This is a genomic window from Loigolactobacillus coryniformis subsp. coryniformis KCTC 3167 = DSM 20001, assembly GCF_002706425.1.
GTDB lineage: Bacteria > Bacillota > Bacilli > Lactobacillales > Lactobacillaceae > Loigolactobacillus > Loigolactobacillus coryniformis.
In genome coordinates this window covers 1712799-1729148 of the sequence record NZ_CP017713.1, presented here as the reverse complement: position 1 = coordinate 1729148, position 16350 = coordinate 1712799, and the positions used below count along the sequence as shown (strand labels likewise).

Below are 16350 nucleotides of genomic sequence, written 5' to 3'. Positions count from 1 at the left end.
CAAATTGAATGAAGAAAGAACGAATTGATGTCTTATTACAACAACAAGGTTATTTTGATTCGCGGGAGCAAGCTAAACGTGCGGTAATGGCCGGTGAAGTTTATGACGAAAATAACCAGCGTTATGATAAGCCAGGTAGCAAAATTCCCAATGATACTATTTTACATTTAAAAGGTAAACATATGCCTTACGTCAGTCGTGGTGGCTTGAAGTTAGCGAAAGCGTTGGCGGTATTTAAGCTGGATGTCACTGGTAAAACAGTATTAGATATCGGTTCCTCAACGGGTGGTTTTACTGATGTTATGCTACAAAATGGTGCGGCACGTAGCTATGCCTTGGATGTTGGGACTAATCAATTAGTCTGGAAATTGCGCGAGGACCCGCGCGTCACTGTAATGGAGCAAACGAATTTTCGTTACAGCAAGTTGGCTGATTTTACGGAAGGCCAACCTAGTTTTGCCTCAATTGATGTTTCTTTTATTTCGCTGCGGCTGATCTTGCCTAACTTGGCGACAATTTTACAACCTGGTGGCGATGTGGTTGCTTTGATCAAGCCCCAATTTGAGGCCGGCCCAGAAAATGTGGGCAAAGGCGGCATCGTACGTGATCCTAAAGTACACGAAATGGTTTTGCAAACAATTTTAGACTTTGCTGTTGCCCATCATTATGATGTATTGAATCTAGATTTTTCACCGATCAAAGGTGGCGAAGGTAATATCGAGTTTATCACTCATTTACGTTTGAATTTAGATGCAGATGGGCAAATGGCTGCTAATGTATCGATTGCCGCCACATTAAAAGCGGCCTATCAATCGCTGAATGCGGCTAAAGAGTAACCACCTGTGATGGCACACCTATGCAACGTTTATGCATAATCTAACAGATAACGCTTTAATTTTAGTAGCGAATAAGCTATTATGAAGTTAGAATGTGGAAAGCAAGGTGACGGTATGCGAAAATCTGAACGACAACGTTTAATCAAAAAATTGATGAATGAGCATGATATCCAGAAGCAAGAAGATTTTGTTGCATTGCTTGAGGGTGCAGGTGTCAATGTGACCCAAGCGACGATTTCGCGAGATATTAAGGATATGCAATTGATTAAGGTACCGTCACCAAGTGGCGGTTATCGCTATAGTTTGCCGGCACAGCAGACTGTTGATACGGAGAAGAAGTTGAAACGGGTGTTATTTGATGCCTATGTTTCAATGGACGTCCAAGACTATTTTATTGTTTTAAAAGCTTTACCTGGTAATGGCACTGCAATCGCAACTTTGATCGACCAAATGGATTTTTCGGATACTTTTGGCACGATCGGTGGCGATGATACGGTGTTGATCATTGCCAAAACACCGGCGGCAGCGCAGGATCTATATCAAACATTAACGAACTTGCTTGAGCGTTAAGCAGGTTCTTTGTTTTACTGAATGGAGGATGGTTGTGTTACAAGAGTTGGATATTCGTGATTTTGCGATCATTGAAAAATTGAATATTGCTTTTCAATCTGGAATGACTGTTCTGACTGGGGAAACAGGTGCCGGTAAGTCAATTATCATCGATGCGGTCGGCGTGTTAGCTGGTGGCCGAGGGTCACAGGAGTTCATTCGTAAAGGCGCGAGCAAAATGCGCCTGCAGGGCTTATTTCATTTACCAGATAATGCAGCAACCTTTGCTGTTTTAGATCATTATGGAATCGAACACGCCGATGATGATATTTTATTACAGCGAGATCTGTACCGGACTGGTCGTAATGTCTGTCGCGTCAATGGCCAGTTAGTCAACACGACAACTTTAAAAGAGATCGGTGAAACGATCGTTGATATTCATGGTCAAAATGAACATCAGGAATTGATGCATCCAGAAAAACATTTAGCTTTATTGGATGAATTCTATAAAGCTAAGGTCAATCCGCAACGTGCCAAGTATGCACAAGCTTATGATGAGTATATGCGCTTAAACAAAGCTTATCAGGAGCGTATGGCCCACGCTAAGGAATGGGCCCAGCGTTTGGATATGCTACGGTTTCAAGTCGATGAAATTGAAGCGGCGCAATTAAAACCCAATGAAGAAAGCGAATTAGACAGTGAACGGGCACGGCTCAGTAATTTTCAGCGGATCACCACGGCCTTACAAAATAGTTATGAAGCTTTGGCCGGTGATGCAGCGGGGACAATGGATCATATCGGTGGTGCTATGAATGAATTACAGCAGATCACGCCACTGGATCATGCTTACCAAGAATTAGCGGATAATGTGCAGACGGCGTATTATACACTGCAGGATGCGGCATCGGAGTTATTACGCCAGGCTGATTTAATGGAATGGGATGAAGGTCGGTTAGATGAGATCGAAAAGCGCTTAGAATTGATACAACAGTTAAAGCGTAAATATGGTGATAGCATCGCCCAAATTCTTAATTATTACGCCAAAATCAAAGCTGAATTAGAACAAATGGTGGCTACCGAGGATAATGAAGATCAACTGGCAGAACAAGTTGATCAGGCTAAACAAACTTTGCTAGATCTTGGGCAGCAATTGTCCAAGACTCGCCAACAAGGCGCTAAAAAGCTAAGCCAAGCGATTCATCAACAATTAGCGGCTTTGTACATGGAAAAAACCGTTTTCTCAGTGCATTTTAAAGCGACTTCAACGGTGCATTTTTATCCAACAGGGTTAGATGACGTCGAATTTTATATTCAAACGAATCCAGGCGAAGCGGCTGGACCATTAGCTAAAATTGCTTCTGGTGGTGAGCTTTCACGGATGATGTTGGCTTTAAAAACAATTTTTACCCGTAGTCAGGGCATTACTAGTATTATTTTCGATGAAGTTGACACTGGTGTTAGTGGCCGGGTGGCGCAAGCAATTGCGGATAAGATCTCGGCAATTGCGCGGTTCTCACAGGTTTTATGTATTACTCATTTACCGCAAGTTGCTGCAATGAGTGATCAGCATTTCTTTATTCGTAAACAAATCAGCGGCCAGCGGACTAAAACAACCTTAACACGGCTTGAACCTGCCCAGCGGGTGGATGAGCTAGCCCGGATGCTTTCTGGGACAGCGGTAACTAAACTGACACGCGAGCACGCTAGTGAATTACTTAAATTAGCTGCGGCTGAAAAGAAGCGCTTACGGGAAGCGGTCACCCCAGCTTAAAAGACTATAAAAATACGGTAATGATCAAGTTATGTAAATTGATCATTACCGTATTTTGTTGTTTGCTTACGATTGTTTTTGGGGTGTGATAGCAATGTAACGAATTGCATTCGCAGTCACAAGATGAATTAGTTTGTGATCATCAGCAGTGAAGATAATCCGATCATTGTGGCGTTGTTTAAAATGGCCTTTGATCGTCGTTTGACCGCCATGATCAAAATCGTTAAATTGGACAGTGACGTTTAAGTCTTTTGTTAAGGCTTGTTCGAGAAAGTTTTTGATTTGAAAGTGAGGCATTTGCGGTAGCGCAGCAGTTGAGACTGGGTCCGCTGCAGGAACCTCGAAATCAACCATTTTTTGGTAAGATGCCTGTAAATGAGTGCCAAATTGTTTTAACGTTGCTTGGTTAAATTCCATAATGTTTGCCTCCGAACATTTGTTTGTGTCTTCATTATACGAACAACCGTTCTAAATTGCAATGCTTTTTTCATTTAGATGGAAATTCATCGAGCTCTTAGCGGAGTTATGCTAAAATAGATAGAATATGCAAAACGAGCAATTGCTGCAGCATTCTATGTTACTACTTTGTAGCACTTTTGTCTGAAATAATTGCTTGTTAATTCTTAGATTAGTTTATGATAGCGGGAGGTAATAGTAATGGCAGCACCGTTGGAATTTACGATTGAAGAGACCATTGGCGTGTTAAGCACCAGTAAAAGTGGTTGGACGCGCGAATTAAATTTAGTTAGTTGGAATGGTCGACCAGCGAAGTTCGATCTGCGTGATTGGTCACCAGACCATAGTAAGATGGGAAAAGGGTTAACGTTGACCAATGAAGAAATCGAGCAGTTGCGGCAACTACTTGATAGCATGGTCAGTGACTAAATTATATTTGGCGATTACTATTTGCGGCACTAATCTAGTCTAAGCAGGTTGAAAAATTCTAGCTAAGCGTAATTTCATAATCAGAAAGTTTTCCCCAACGTACGCTAGACTTGAAAAACACTAAGAAAAAGTGCAGAATAGAGATTAAAATTATCAGAGCAGAAGGAGAATTGACCGATGGCGACACGCGGGATGTTAATCGTTTTATCTGGCCCTTCCGGTGTAGGTAAGGGAACAGTTCGTAAGGCAATGTTTCAGGATCAACAACGAGATTTCGTATACTCGATTTCAATGACAACACGGCAACCACGCCCAGGAGAAGTTAATGGGGTAGATTACTATTTTGTCAGTAAAGAAGAATTTAAGCAGGAGATCGCTAATGACGGGATGTTGGAGTACGCGCAGTACGTCGACAACTTTTATGGCACACCGCTTAAATACGTCAATCAAACCTTAGATTCGGGTAAGGATGTTTTCTTAGAGATCGAAGTTAATGGTGCGATGCAAGTTCGTAAAAAATGTCCTGATGGGGTCTTCATTTTCCTGACGCCGCCAGACTTATCTTCATTGAAGCAACGAATCAAGGGTCGTGGTTCGGAAGATATGCAGACAATCGATAAGCGGATGCTTAAAGCGGTTGACGAAATTAAAATGATGCAGCAATATGATTATGCAGTGGTTAACGATACGGTGGCAAATGCCGTTCAACGGATCGAAAACATTATTGAAAGTGAACATCTTCGTGTCCCACGGGTGATCTCGCAGTATGAAAAAATGATAGGAGTTGTCGAAAAATGATTTTATATCCATCGATCGATAAATTATTAGACAAAGTAGATTCACGTTACTCATTAGCGGTTTTATCAGCAAAACGTGCGCATGAGATCGAAGCTGGCAGCATTAAGATGTTACCAGATGGCGATTATCATTCACCACAAACCGTGGGTCAAGCATTGGAAGAAATTGCCGATGGTGATGTAGTTGTTGATCCTGCTTCATTGATGACTGAACGTGAAGCTGAAGCACAAGATCAAGCAGACAAACACGAAAAATAAATTGTTGTCAGATTATGGGTTCGGCTGGTGATGACCGCGAACTCTTTTTTTATACTTAACGTGATAATTATTGTCAGCTAGGACGCTGATTTAGCCTGTATTTTCTGCTACAATAGCTATATTAAGATCATTGCTGAGGGGGAAACTATTTTGTTGGCTGGAAAACACGTTGCGCTGTACGTCAGTGGCGGCATTGCAGCATATAAGGCGGCTTATTTAGTGCGTGAATTGATTCGCCAAGGTGCTGAGGTACGCGTTGTGGAAACAGCAGGGGCACAAGCATTTGTGACTCCACTGACTTTCCAAACTTTGAGTAAGCATGCGGTTTATACGGACCGTTTCGCCCAACTCGCACCAGACGAAGTCGCGCATATTGAGTTAGCTGATTGGACCGAAATTGCCTTGGTTGCACCGGCTACCGCTGACTTAATCGCTAAAATGGCACAGGGTCTAGCGGATGATTTTGCTAGTACGGCTTTATTGGCGACCACCGCACCAAAATTTGTTGCACCGGCCATGAATGTGCATATGTGGGAAAATCCCGCGACGCAACGCAATGTGGCCACTTTAAAGGCCGATGGCGTCGAAATTATTGAGCCCGCAACTGGCTTTTTAGCAGAAGGTTATAGTGGTAAAGGCCGTTTCCCAGAACCAACTGCAATTGTTGCCGCGGTTACGGCTAAATTATTGGCTCAGGCTACCGATCTACCATTACATGGACAATCAGTTTTGGTCACTGCTGGCGGAACGCGTGAACGCTTGGATCCGGTGCGTTATTTGACCAATGATTCATCAGGGAAAATGGGTTACGCTTTGGCTACTGCTGCGCGCGACTTAGGGGCGCAAGTGACCTTGATCAGTGCACCAACGATGCTCACTGTACCTGCTGGTGTTGCCTATGTTGGTGTTGATTCAGCCGAAGCAATGCGGTCTGCGTTATTAGCGCGTTATCAGACGGCCCAAATGGTGATCATGGCAGCAGCAGTGGCGGATTTCCGGCCTGTAACAGTGGCGGATAATAAAATCAAAAAGACAACTGCAGACTATACGTTGACCTTAACGAAAAATCCAGATATTTTAGCGGAATTAGGTCAACAAAAACAACAACAATTTTTGATCGGCTTTGCGGCGGAAACACAGCATTTATTAACTTATGCGCAAAAGAAGCTGGCTAGTAAACGGGTTGACATGATCGTTGCTAATGATGTTGCTAGCGCTCATGCTGGGTTTAATCACGATACTAATGAAGTGACGATTCTACAGCCGAATGTAGAACCACAAACATTACCGTTAGCCAGTAAGCAAGTCATCGCACAGCAAATTTTACAAATTGCTTTGGCTACGCGGCAAGATAAACTGCAAAAGTAGCCATCTGTTGCTTACAGGCATATAGATGGCTACTGTTGTGCGTGTTTTTGTAACGTAGCCAGTCAAGCAAGCTCATGTAGTAGAAAGGTGGTTAGTCATGGTGCAATTTGCGCAAGTGATCGTTGATGTGCCCACTTTACAAACAAATCGACCCTATGACTACGTTATTCCAGCAATTTGGCAGGCACAATTACGTGCTGGTATGCGCGTCGTTGTGCCTTTTGGTAAGGGGCAGCGGCAAATTCAAGGGTTTGTAGTCGGGATCACTGATACGGCTCCGGATTATACGGGTGAACTGAAAGCAATCACACAAGTATTGGATCTACAGCCAGTTTTGAATCCGGAGTTGCTGGCGTTAGCAAAGTGGCTGGCGCAATGGACTTTTGCTTTTCAAATTAGTTGTATGCAGACGATGTTGCCTAGTGTGATGAAAGCTAGCTATAGTAAAAAAGTTCGTTTACTTGGTGCGCCTACACCAGCGACCACTGCAATTTTTCATGACCAAACTGAATTGGATTTTGCTGATTTAGCACCAGAGACGATCAAACAATTACTAAAATTACAACAAGAACAGCTTGTTGAGGTTGTTTACCAGGTGCATGATCGAGCAAAAGTTAAAACAATCAAAGCAATCAAGCCGTTATTGGCGGCAGCCGACTATACGACTATTGCAGCGCAAGTTCCGGCTAATGCGAAGCGTCAACATGAATTGTTGACTTATTTAGCGGCCCATACAACTGCACAAGAACCAATTACGATGCAGCAAGTGACGGCAGAGACGCAGTTGACGTTAACGCATGTACAAACTGGTGCTGCCAAAGGGTGGCTACGTTTAATTGAACTCGAAACTTATCGTGATCCTTACGCTGAATTAGCTAGTGCGCCACGGACCCAACCGCTGACTTTGACGAAAGAGCAAGCTAATGCAGTGCATCAGATCACGACTGCTGGTCAGCAGCAACGTGATCAAGTTTTTCTAGTGGAAGGCGTAACCGGCAGCGGTAAAACGGAAATTTACTTGCAATCGATCCAAGCCGCGCTCAATAGTGGTCGAACCGCATTAATGTTGGTGCCAGAAATTGGCTTAACACCGCAAATGGTGGCCCGGGTTCGTGGACGTTTTGGTGCTCACGTAGCGGTATTACACAGTGGCTTATCTAACGGTGAGCGCTATGACGAATGGCGCCGCATTGAACGTGGAGAAGCCCAAGTTGTTGTCGGTGCCCGTTCAGCCATTTTTGCGCCGTTGACGAATATCGGTTTGATCATTATGGATGAGGAACATGAAGGTAGTTATAAACAGGATGAAATGCCGCGTTACCATGCTCGTGATGTGGCGCTTTGGCGGGCCAAATATCATCACTGCCCAGTGGTTTTAGGTAGTGCCACGCCATCGCTGGAATCACGGGCCCGTGCTCAAAAAGGGGTCTATCAATTGATTCGGCTCAAGGAACGGGCCAATCATCAGCCATTGCCAGAAGTGACGGTGGTTGATATGAAAAATGAATTGAAAAAAACTAAAGAGGACAATTTTTCTAGTTTATTGATGCGGGAATTGCGGAAACGTGTGTTGCATAAAGAGCAAAGTGTGTTGATGCTTAATCGGCGTGGTTTTTCATCGTTTGTGATGTGTCGTGATTGTGGCTTTGTCTTGAAATGTCCCAATTGCGATATTTCATTGACCTTGCATATGGACACTCACTCGATGAAGTGTCATTATTGTGGTCATGAAGAAGCAATTCCCCAGGTTTGCCCGAACTGTCAAAGTCGTAAGATCCGCTATTACGGTACTGGAACGCAAAAGGTGGAAAGTGAGTTGCAAGGCTTGCTACCAGAAGCCCGTATATTACGAATGGACGTAGATACAACTCGGCGTAAAGGTGCTCACGCGAAGATTTTACGGCAGTTTGGTCGGCACGAGGCTGATATTTTGTTAGGCACACAAATGATTGCTAAAGGTTTGGATTTTCCTGATGTGACTTTGGTTGGGGTGCTCAATGCGGACACTGCCTTAGGCCTACCGGATTTTCGAGCGAGTGAACGAACCTTCCAATTACTGACGCAGGTCAGCGGTCGCGCCGGTCGTGCTGAAAAAAAAGGCGAAGTGATCGTGCAGACTTACAATCCAGAACACTATGCGATTCGCTTGGCGCGGCACCATGATTATGAAGGTTTCTATCAGCGTGAAATGACTTTACGTCATCAAGGCGGCTATCCACCGTATTACTATACGATTTTGGTGACGGCTAGCCATGAAGAAGAAAATGAAGCGGCGAAGAAGATTTTTCAATTAATGAATCAAGTGAAGCCGGTTTTATCACCACAGGCGGTCTTACTGGGGCCGACACCGCGCGCCATCGCTCGGGTTAATAAACGCTATTATTATCAGATGGTGATCAAGTACAAGCATGAAACGCAGTTACAAAAATTACTAACCCAGATCATGCAAGAAAATCAAGCGCGTAATGGTATTCAGATTTCGATCGACCGCGAACCGCTTAGCTTTATATAGCTTTTTTGAATCAAAGTTAATTAACAATAGAAAGAGGAGAAGTACGTGACTTCAATTGTATTTATGGGCACGCCGGCATTTTCGGCACCAATTTTAGAAAGCTTGATCACTAATGGCTACGAAGTTTTGGCGGCGGTGACGCAGCCAGATCGGCCAGTCGGACGCAAACACGTGTTAACGCCATCGCCAGTTAAAGAAGTAGCGTTAGCACATGATATTCCGGTGTTACAACCAGAAAAATTAAGCGGCAGTCCCGAAGCAGAAAAAGTGGTGACATTAGCGCCAGATCTGATCGTAACGGCTGCTTTTGGTCAATTTTTACCCAAGAAAGTTTTGGCTGCAGCTAAGATCGCTGCAATCAATGTGCATGCTTCATTGTTACCAAAATATCGTGGTGGTGCGCCAATTCAGTATGCCATTTTAAATGGTGAGGCTGAAACTGGGGTGACGATCATGAAAATGGTCATGAAAATGGATGCCGGAGATATTTTACGGCAACAGGCAATTCCGATTACAGCCGACGATGATAATGGGACGTTGTTTGCTAAATTAAGTCAGGTTGGCGAAAAGTTGCTGTTAGCGACATTACCGGATCTATTAGCGGGTAAAATTACCCCACAACCGCAGGACGAAAGCCAAGTTACTTTTTCACCAACGATCAAGCCGGGGGAAGAACAAATCACTTTAGATATGTCAGCGGCAGCAATTGACTACAAGGTACGGGCGTTACGGCCACAACCTGGAGCGTTTGTTAAAATTGGCGGTCAACGGACGAAATTATGGCAAGTTCGGCCAACCGCTGAAACAACAATGTTGGCAGCTGGGCAAGTTGCTGTCATTAGTAAGCACCAATTGGGTATCGCCGCAGCTGATCATAAAGTGTTTTATATTGAAGAGATTCAGCCTGCTGGTAAAGCTAAAATGAACATCACTGCGTATTTAAACGGCCAAGGACATGGCCTTAAGGAAGGGCAACAACTCATTGAAGACTAACATAAAGCATTCACCGCGTTATTTAGCGGTCAAATTACTGGATCGGGTCGCTGATTCAGGCAGTTACGCCAATATTACGTTGGACCAAACCATTGAAAAAGAACAATTGCAACCGGCTGATGCTAGCTTGCTGACTAACTTGGTTTATGGTGTGATCCAGCGCCAATTGACGTTAGATTTTTATTTAAAGCCATTCATTAAAAAACCGCAACGCTTAGAACGTTGGGCGCGGCAAAACTTGCGGGTCGCTGTCTATCAAATGGTTTATTTGGACAAGATCCCTAATCGAGCAATTTTTTATGAAGCTACGGAGATAGCTAAAAAGATGGGTAATCGCGGGGTCGCCGGTTTAATGACGGCAATTTTACGTCAGATCGAACGTCAAGGCGTACCGCAATTGACAACAATTAGTGAGCCGTTAAAACGATTAAGCATCAGCGCTAGCGTGCCGGAATGGTTAGTTGCCAAACTGATCGATCAGCTTGGTGAAAAGAAGACGGAAGCGATTTTACAAACAATCAATCAGCCTGCTGCGGCATCGATCCGCGTTAATACGGCTATTGCTACGGTTGACGAGGTGCAAGCAGAATTAGCTGAATTAGGATTGGAAACAACCCCTAGTGAATTATCACCAGTTGGGTTAGTTCGCCAGGGTGGCTTTTTAGCGGGGACGACTGCCTTTGCTTATGGTCAATATACGGTGCAGGATGAAAGTTCAATGTTAGTTGCAGCTAGTATGCAGATTGAACCACAACATCAAGTACTGGATGCCTGTGCTGCGCCCGGTGGTAAGACCACGCATATTGCTAGTTACTTGTCTGCTGAGGCTGGTGGTCACGTTGAGGCTTTTGATTTACATCCACATAAGGTAAAATTGATCAAAGATAATGCTAAGCGATTGCACGTTGCTGATGTGGTCAATGCACGTGCATTTGATGCGCGTAAACTGCGTGATGTGGTGGCAAATAAGTCATTTGATCGTGTATTAGTCGATGCACCATGTTCTGGCTTAGGTCTAATGCGGCGCAAACCAGAGATCAAGTATACCCGTCAGCCAGAGGATCTATTGAATTTACAGAAAATTCAATTAGAAATTTTGGATAGTGTCGCAATTAAGGTAAAACCTGGTGGCATTTTGACCTACAGTACGTGTACAATTGTTAATGAAGAAAATCAGGACGTGATCAAGCAGTTTCTCGCAAAACACGCAGAGTTCGAACCGATTCCCGTGCACACAGATAAAGCGCTCAAAGTGGCTACAACACCGTATTTGCGCCTTTATCCAGATGATTACGGGACGGACGGCTTCTTCATTTGTAATCTGAAACGGAAAACGAGGTAAAAAGGATGAAATTCGCTTACCGGACGGATGTTGGTCAACGCCGGGCCAACAACGAGGATTATGTAAGCGTCTATCAAAATATAGCTGGGGTTCAATTCGCAATCGTTGCGGATGGCATGGGCGGTCATTTAGGCGGTGATGTGGCTTCGGCCATGGCCGTTTTACATATTGGCTATGATTTTGAGCAGACAGAGTTTGATAAAGTAGAACCGATCATCTCTTGGCTGGTGGCGGAGCTACAAAAGGAAAATGAGCATATTTTGAATAAGTCACAGCAGTATCCTGACTTGTCAGGGATGGGCACGACTTTTGTGGCGGCTATTTATTATCAAAATGAGTTCATCATTGCCAATATTGGCGATAGTCGTGCTTATTTATTTCGAGAACAGAAACTAAGTCAAATGACCGAGGATCATTCGTTGGTCAATGAGTTAGTTAAGCATGGCCAGTTAAGTGCGGAAGCGGCTAAACACCATCCCCAAAAGAATATTATTACCCGCACGCTGGGCGTATCCGAGCAAGCCGATGCTGATGTGGTCGTGCGGCGTGCGCAGCACGGTGATTATATTTTATTATGTTCCGATGGTTTGACTAATATGGTGTCTGACGATGAGATCAGTACGATCTTAGCCAGCCCTCGGTCATTAGAGTTAAAGTGTCAGGCCTTGATCGACGCGGCGAATGCAGCTGGCGGGCTAGATAATATTACGGCGTTACTATTATATGAGGATCGTGGGGTGACCGCACAATGATGGAAGCAGGATATAAGTTAGGCGGTCGCTATCGCGTGATCCGTCCGGTTGGCGAAGGTGGCATGGCCAATGTTTATTTGGCTCAGGATCTAATTTTAAATCGTGAAGTCGCAATCAAAGTATTACGGCTAGACCTACAAAATGATCCAGATACGATTCGCCGTTTTCAGCGTGAAGAGTTAGCTGCGACTGAATTGGTTCATCCTAATATCGTTTCCGTTTATGATGTTGGTGAAGATAGCGGGTTACAATACATTGTAATGGAATATGTTTCGGGCAATGATTTGAAGCAATATATTGCTGACCATTACCCAATTCCGTATGCTGAAGTGGTGCGGATGATGACGGAAATTTTAGCGGCAGTACAGCAAGCCCATGCACACGGTATTATTCATCGTGATCTGAAACCGCAAAATATTTTAGTGGCGCCGTCGGGTCATTTAAAAATCACCGATTTTGGTATCGCCGTGGCTTTATCGGAAAATTCGATCACCCAAACCAATTCAATGTTAGGTTCCGTGCATTATTTATCACCAGAACAAGCACGAGGCAGTATTGCGACTAAACAATCCGATATTTACTCGTTGGGGATCATTTTATACGAGATGTTGACCGGCAAGGTACCGTTTGAAGGCGAAACAGCGGTGAGTATTGCTTTGAAACACTTTCAAAGCGAGATTCCTTCAGTACGGAAAATCGACCCGAATATTCCCCAAGCGTTAGAAAATGTGATCTTACGCGCAACAGCTAAGGAACCAGCTGAACGTTATGAGTCTGTTGCCGCTATGACGGCTGATTTAAAAACGACGCTGTCACCGTTGCGTGTCGGTGAGCCTAAATTTGTGTCACAAATCAATAATGAAGAAACTAAGATCTTACCGCGGATCGACGCTGAACAGTTTGCAACTAGTTCGGCAACGTCTGAAGCGGCACCGGCAAGCGCTAATACTACGACGGTAACAACGAAAACCGTATCGGCGGCAGCGACTAATGAGCCAGCACCGACCCCCAAGAAACGGCTCGCTCGGCCTTGGGTCGTGATCACAACGTTGCTTGTTTTAGTCGTTTTGGTGGTTGTAGGCTTTTTCGTTGCTAATCAATTGCAGCCGGTAGCGGTACCTAATGTGGCGGGAATGACTCAAAGTAAAGCACAGTCAACTTTGATGGCCGCTCAGTTTAAGGTTGGTTCAGCTACCAAGGTACATGATGACCACGTTAAAGCAGGTCGCGTGATCAGTACAACGCCGGTAAAAGGAGAAAAGGCTAAGCGTCAGTCAGTGGTCAAAATGCGCATCAGTACTGGGAAAAAGGAATATACATTGAAGGATTATACGGCACGATCCTATTCCTCAGTCGCAGCTGAATTGCGTAAGGCCGGCTTTAAGGTGAAACGAACAACCATTGTTTCACGCAGTTATACTAATGGTCAAATTGTCCAACAAAGTCGCGATGCTGGCACACGCCTAGTTCCCAAGGGTAAAACAATCACGCTAACAGTTAGTGTAGGTGCTAATGGTTTCAGCTTATTGGATATGACTAATTGGTCGCAAGCAAGTGTACGTCAGTATGCAAATAGTATGGGTTTTACCCTTAATCTAAAATATGATTATTCGGCTGCGGTCCAAGCTGGTTCGGTGATGTCACAATCGCCTAAAGCAGGAACTGCAGTACCGCACAGTGCAAAAATAACGGTGGTTATCTCGCGCGGTAGCGAAGTACCAGAATAAAATGACCTTAATGGTGAAGTAGAAAGTGGAGGCGACAGTTTGGCACAAGGACAGATTCGGAAAGCATTAAGTGGGTTTTATTACGTTTATTCAGATCAACAAACGTTTCAAACACGTGGGCGAGGTAATTTCCGCAAACGTCAGTTAACGCCGTTGGTCGGTGATTATGTTGAATTTGAGAGTACTAATCAAACAGAAGGCTACGTGTTGAAGCTACTACCACGTAAAAATGCTTTAGTCCGTCCTCAAGTGGTCAACGTTGATCAAGCGGTGGTCGTTACGTCTTGCGTTAAGCCAGACTTTTCTAGTAATTTATTGGATCGTTTTTTGATGACCCTGGAAAAGAAAAAGATTCGGCCTTTGATCTACTTTACTAAGGGTGATCTCTTGGATGAGGCAGCACGGGCTAAGCTAGCACCAATCGTGGCGTACTATCAGCAGTTGGGCTATCCGACATTTTTTGATGCGGAACCATTTGCACCGGCGCAAGTCAAGCAATTGACGACGTACTTTGCTGATCAGTTGACGGTATTTATGGGGCAATCGGGTGCTGGCAAATCAACTTTGCTGAATCATATTGACCCTGAATTACAGTTGAAAACCGCCGCGGTATCGGAAAGCTTAAGTCGAGGTAAACACACCACGCGACATGTGGAGTTGTTGCCATTGTTTGGTGGCTTAGTGGCGGATACGCCAGGTTTTTCTTCATTAAATTTAAGTGAATTTGAGTTAACTGAATTGCCATTACTTTTTCCTGAATTTGTCGCTGCGTCTGCTGAATGCCGTTTTCGGGCGTGCCAACATGATCAGGAGCCTGGTTGTGCCGTTAAGCAACAGGTGGAAACGGGGCAGATACTCGCCAGCCGCTACGCGAATTATTTACAATTTCGAACTGAGAAAAAGGCAGAAAAGCCGAAGTATAATGGAAAGCGAGGCAAAAAATGATGAAAATTGCACCTTCAATTTTAAGTGCTGATTTTGCAAATTTGGCACAAGATGTTCAAACAGTTGAATTAGGTGGCGCTGATTACTTACACGTGGACGTGATGGATGGTCAGTTTGTTCCTAATATTACTTTTGGTCCGAGTATGGTGGCGGCGTTGCGGCCAGTGACTAAGTTAGTCTTAGATTGTCATTTGATGATCGAAGCGCCAGAACGCTTTGTTGCTGATTTTGCTAAGGCTGGGGCCGATATTTTGACGTTACACGTCGAAAGTACGCCACATATCTATCGGGCACTACAAATGGTCAAAGATGCAGGTGTTAAAGCGGGGGTTGTATTAAATCCTGGCACACCACTGGAACAAATCAAAAATGTTTTACCATTAGTCGATCAAGTGTTAGTGATGACGGTCAATCCTGGCTTTGGTGGTCAGAAATTTATTCCGGCGATGTTAAGCAAGGTTAAACGGCTAGATCAATTGCGGCAAACCAATGACTATCATTTTGATATTGAAGTCGATGGCGGGGTCAGTGATCAAACGGTCAAAGCGTGCGCTGATGCTGGGACCGACGTCTTTGTTGCTGGTTCGTACGTTTATGGTACGGCTGATCCAGCACAACAGATTCAGACTTTGCGTAATATTGCTGCAACCAATGACTGAGTTTAATTTATTAGTGGGGGGGCCTCCGGCGATGTGGCCGGCCGAACTTGCGCAGCAAACGGCGGTTCCGTGGATTGCCGCTGATCGTGGGGCCTTGCGTTTACTTGAGTTAGGGATCACGCCGCAGGTTGCCGTCGGTGATTTTGATTCGTTGAGCACGGCTGAACTGAAACGGGTGCAGACGCAGGTGGCGGATATTCGCTATGCGGTAGCAGATAAGGATGAAACGGATACTGAATTGGCCTTAAATATTGCGTTAACGGAAGGTCAAGCGACACGAGTAACTATTTATGGTGCTACTGGTGGGCGTTTAGATCATTTGTTAGATAATTTATTCATGCTATTACAGCCGCGTTTTTTACCTTACTGTCAACGCGTACGGTTATTAGATCGTCAAAATAGTTTGCGTCTGTTTTTACCGGGCGTGCATACGATCACGCAGGAGGCAAGGCAGCAGTATTTAGCTTTTGCACCGTTGACGGCGGTGACGGGCTTAACGTTGTATGATACTAAATATAAATTGACTAACGCAGATTACGCACAACCAATCATGTTTGCCAGCAATCAATTCACTAAAAAAAGTGCGACCTTTAGCTTTCGTACTGGGGTGGTTGCGGTGATCCAAAGTCATGATTAGATACAAAAAGAGCTTGGGTTGCCCCAAGCTCTTTTTTAATCGTCTAATTTAATTAAACGCGAGTAACCTTACCGGATTTTAATGTCCGTGCAGATACCCATACACGTTTTGGCTTGCCATCAACTAGGATGCGTACTTTTTGCAAGTTAGCTTTCCAGCTGCGACGGCTATGGTTTAACGCGTGTGAACGCTTGTTACCGAAGGTTGTACCCTTGCCGGTAATGAAATCTTTAGCCATGTCTAGTCCTCCCTTAAGCATTTTTACATGCTGCTCGTTAACACTTACCTGATTTAATTTATCATAATAGCCCCTTGATTG

General features: G+C 44.4%; 17 protein-coding genes. 15 read left to right on the top strand and 2 right to left on the bottom strand.

What is annotated here, in order from left to right; genetic code table 11:
- Positions 1 to 8 precede the first annotated feature (8 nt).
- The 3 genes from LC20001_RS08450 to recN all read left to right on the top strand — a co-directional run bounded on the left by LC20001_RS08450 (position 9) and on the right by recN (position 3156).
- Positions 9 to 836 (top strand): TlyA family RNA methyltransferase, encoded by an 828-nt coding sequence (locus LC20001_RS08450; protein WP_003677286.1) that lies wholly within the window; start codon positions 9 to 11, stop codon positions 834 to 836.
- Between the two features lie 114 nt (positions 837 to 950).
- Complete coding sequence (gene argR / locus LC20001_RS08445) at positions 951 to 1406, top strand: arginine repressor (RefSeq protein WP_003677284.1); 456 nt, start codon at positions 951 to 953, stop codon at positions 1404 to 1406.
- A 34-nt stretch (positions 1407 to 1440) separates the two neighbouring features.
- The gene (gene recN / locus LC20001_RS08440) at positions 1441 to 3156 is read left to right on the top strand and encodes a DNA repair protein RecN (protein ID WP_003677282.1); all 1716 of its coding nucleotides are present in this window, start codon (positions 1441 to 1443) and stop codon (positions 3154 to 3156) included.
- Between the two features lie 66 nt (positions 3157 to 3222).
- Here recN and LC20001_RS08435 read toward each other — a convergent pair whose 3' ends face one another.
- Entirely contained in the window at positions 3223 to 3573 is a 351-nt protein-coding gene (locus tag LC20001_RS08435) for a hypothetical protein (protein ID WP_010011069.1), read from the bottom strand.
- Between the two features lie 240 nt (positions 3574 to 3813).
- Between LC20001_RS08435 and LC20001_RS08430 the strand changes: the two genes are divergently transcribed.
- The 12 genes from LC20001_RS08430 to LC20001_RS08375 all read left to right on the top strand — a co-directional run bounded on the left by LC20001_RS08430 (position 3814) and on the right by LC20001_RS08375 (position 16031).
- Complete coding sequence (locus LC20001_RS08430; protein ID WP_010011070.1) at positions 3814 to 4041, top strand: YdbC family protein; 228 nt, start codon at positions 3814 to 3816, stop codon at positions 4039 to 4041.
- Between the two features lie 177 nt (positions 4042 to 4218).
- Positions 4219 to 4839 carry a guanylate kinase gene (gene gmk, locus LC20001_RS08425; RefSeq protein ID WP_003677280.1) on the top strand — a complete coding sequence of 207 codons (621 nt, stop codon included), beginning with the start codon at positions 4219 to 4221 and terminating at the stop codon, positions 4837 to 4839.
- The gene (gene rpoZ / locus LC20001_RS08420) at positions 4836 to 5096 is read left to right on the top strand and encodes a DNA-directed RNA polymerase subunit omega (protein WP_010011072.1); all 261 of its coding nucleotides are present in this window, start codon (positions 4836 to 4838) and stop codon (positions 5094 to 5096) included. Before gmk ends, rpoZ begins: the two co-directional genes overlap by 4 nt.
- 150 nt (positions 5097 to 5246) lie before the next feature.
- Entirely contained in the window at positions 5247 to 6464 is a 1218-nt protein-coding gene (gene coaBC, locus LC20001_RS08415) for a bifunctional phosphopantothenoylcysteine decarboxylase/phosphopantothenate--cysteine ligase CoaBC (protein ID WP_010011073.1), read from the top strand.
- Between the two features lie 97 nt (positions 6465 to 6561).
- Complete coding sequence (gene priA, locus LC20001_RS08410; protein ID WP_010011074.1) at positions 6562 to 8976, top strand: primosomal protein N'; 2415 nt, start codon at positions 6562 to 6564, stop codon at positions 8974 to 8976.
- Between the two features lie 45 nt (positions 8977 to 9021).
- Positions 9022 to 9969, top strand: a complete 948-nt coding sequence (gene fmt / locus LC20001_RS08405) for a methionyl-tRNA formyltransferase (RefSeq protein ID WP_010011075.1) — start codon at positions 9022 to 9024, stop codon at positions 9967 to 9969.
- Entirely contained in the window at positions 9959 to 11311 is a 1353-nt protein-coding gene (gene rsmB / locus LC20001_RS08400; RefSeq protein WP_003677275.1) for a 16S rRNA (cytosine(967)-C(5))-methyltransferase RsmB, read from the top strand. Before fmt ends, rsmB begins: the two co-directional genes overlap by 11 nt.
- A gap of 5 nt (positions 11312 to 11316) precedes the next feature.
- Positions 11317 to 12063, top strand: a complete 747-nt coding sequence (locus tag LC20001_RS08395) for a Stp1/IreP family PP2C-type Ser/Thr phosphatase (protein WP_003677274.1) — start codon at positions 11317 to 11319, stop codon at positions 12061 to 12063.
- Positions 12060 to 13790 carry a Stk1 family PASTA domain-containing Ser/Thr kinase gene (pknB, locus tag LC20001_RS08390; RefSeq protein ID WP_010011076.1) on the top strand — a complete coding sequence of 577 codons (1731 nt, stop codon included), beginning with the start codon at positions 12060 to 12062 and terminating at the stop codon, positions 13788 to 13790. Before LC20001_RS08395 ends, pknB begins: the two co-directional genes overlap by 4 nt.
- 39 nt (positions 13791 to 13829) lie before the next feature.
- Positions 13830 to 14735, top strand: coding sequence for a ribosome small subunit-dependent GTPase A (rsgA, locus tag LC20001_RS08385; protein WP_003677270.1), 906 nt, complete (start codon positions 13830 to 13832; stop codon positions 14733 to 14735).
- On the top strand, positions 14732 to 15394 hold the full coding sequence (gene rpe, locus LC20001_RS08380) for a ribulose-phosphate 3-epimerase (RefSeq protein WP_010011079.1): 663 nt from the start codon (positions 14732 to 14734) through the stop codon (positions 15392 to 15394). Before rsgA ends, rpe begins: the two co-directional genes overlap by 4 nt.
- The gene (locus tag LC20001_RS08375) at positions 15387 to 16031 is read left to right on the top strand and encodes a thiamine diphosphokinase (protein WP_003677265.1); all 645 of its coding nucleotides are present in this window, start codon (positions 15387 to 15389) and stop codon (positions 16029 to 16031) included. The genes rpe and LC20001_RS08375 overlap by 8 nt, the downstream gene beginning before the upstream one ends.
- 52 nt (positions 16032 to 16083) lie before the next feature.
- On the opposite strand, the gene rpmB is transcribed toward LC20001_RS08375, so the two are convergent.
- The gene (rpmB, locus tag LC20001_RS08370) at positions 16084 to 16269 is read right to left on the bottom strand and encodes a 50S ribosomal protein L28 (RefSeq protein WP_010011081.1); all 186 of its coding nucleotides are present in this window, start codon (positions 16267 to 16269) and stop codon (positions 16084 to 16086) included.
- Positions 16270 to 16350: the final 81 nt, after the last annotated feature.

Excerpts from the sequence above, each read along its gene's own strand:
- LC20001_RS08450 (WP_003677286.1), top strand. The coding sequence starts at position 9 with ATGAAGAAAGAACGAATTGATGTCTTATTACAACAACAAGGTTATTTT.
- argR (WP_003677284.1), top strand. The coding sequence starts at position 951 with ATGCGAAAATCTGAACGACAACGTTTAATCAAAAAATTGATGAATGAG.
- LC20001_RS08435 (WP_010011069.1), bottom strand. The coding sequence starts at position 3,573 with ATGGAATTTAACCAAGCAACGTTAAAACAATTTGGCACTCATTTACAG.
- LC20001_RS08430 (WP_010011070.1), top strand. The coding sequence starts at position 3,814 with ATGGCAGCACCGTTGGAATTTACGATTGAAGAGACCATTGGCGTGTTA.
- gmk (WP_003677280.1), top strand. The coding sequence starts at position 4,219 with ATGGCGACACGCGGGATGTTAATCGTTTTATCTGGCCCTTCCGGTGTA.
- rpoZ (WP_010011072.1), top strand. The coding sequence starts at position 4,836 with ATGATTTTATATCCATCGATCGATAAATTATTAGACAAAGTAGATTCA.
- priA (WP_010011074.1), top strand. The coding sequence starts at position 6,562 with ATGGTGCAATTTGCGCAAGTGATCGTTGATGTGCCCACTTTACAAACA.
- LC20001_RS08395 (WP_003677274.1), top strand. The coding sequence starts at position 11,317 with ATGAAATTCGCTTACCGGACGGATGTTGGTCAACGCCGGGCCAACAAC.
- pknB (WP_010011076.1), top strand. The coding sequence starts at position 12,060 with ATGATGGAAGCAGGATATAAGTTAGGCGGTCGCTATCGCGTGATCCGT.
- rpe (WP_010011079.1), top strand. The coding sequence starts at position 14,732 with ATGATGAAAATTGCACCTTCAATTTTAAGTGCTGATTTTGCAAATTTG.
- LC20001_RS08375 (WP_003677265.1), top strand. The coding sequence starts at position 15,387 with ATGACTGAGTTTAATTTATTAGTGGGGGGGCCTCCGGCGATGTGGCCG.
- rpmB (WP_010011081.1), bottom strand. The coding sequence starts at position 16,269 with ATGGCTAAAGATTTCATTACCGGCAAGGGTACAACCTTCGGTAACAAG.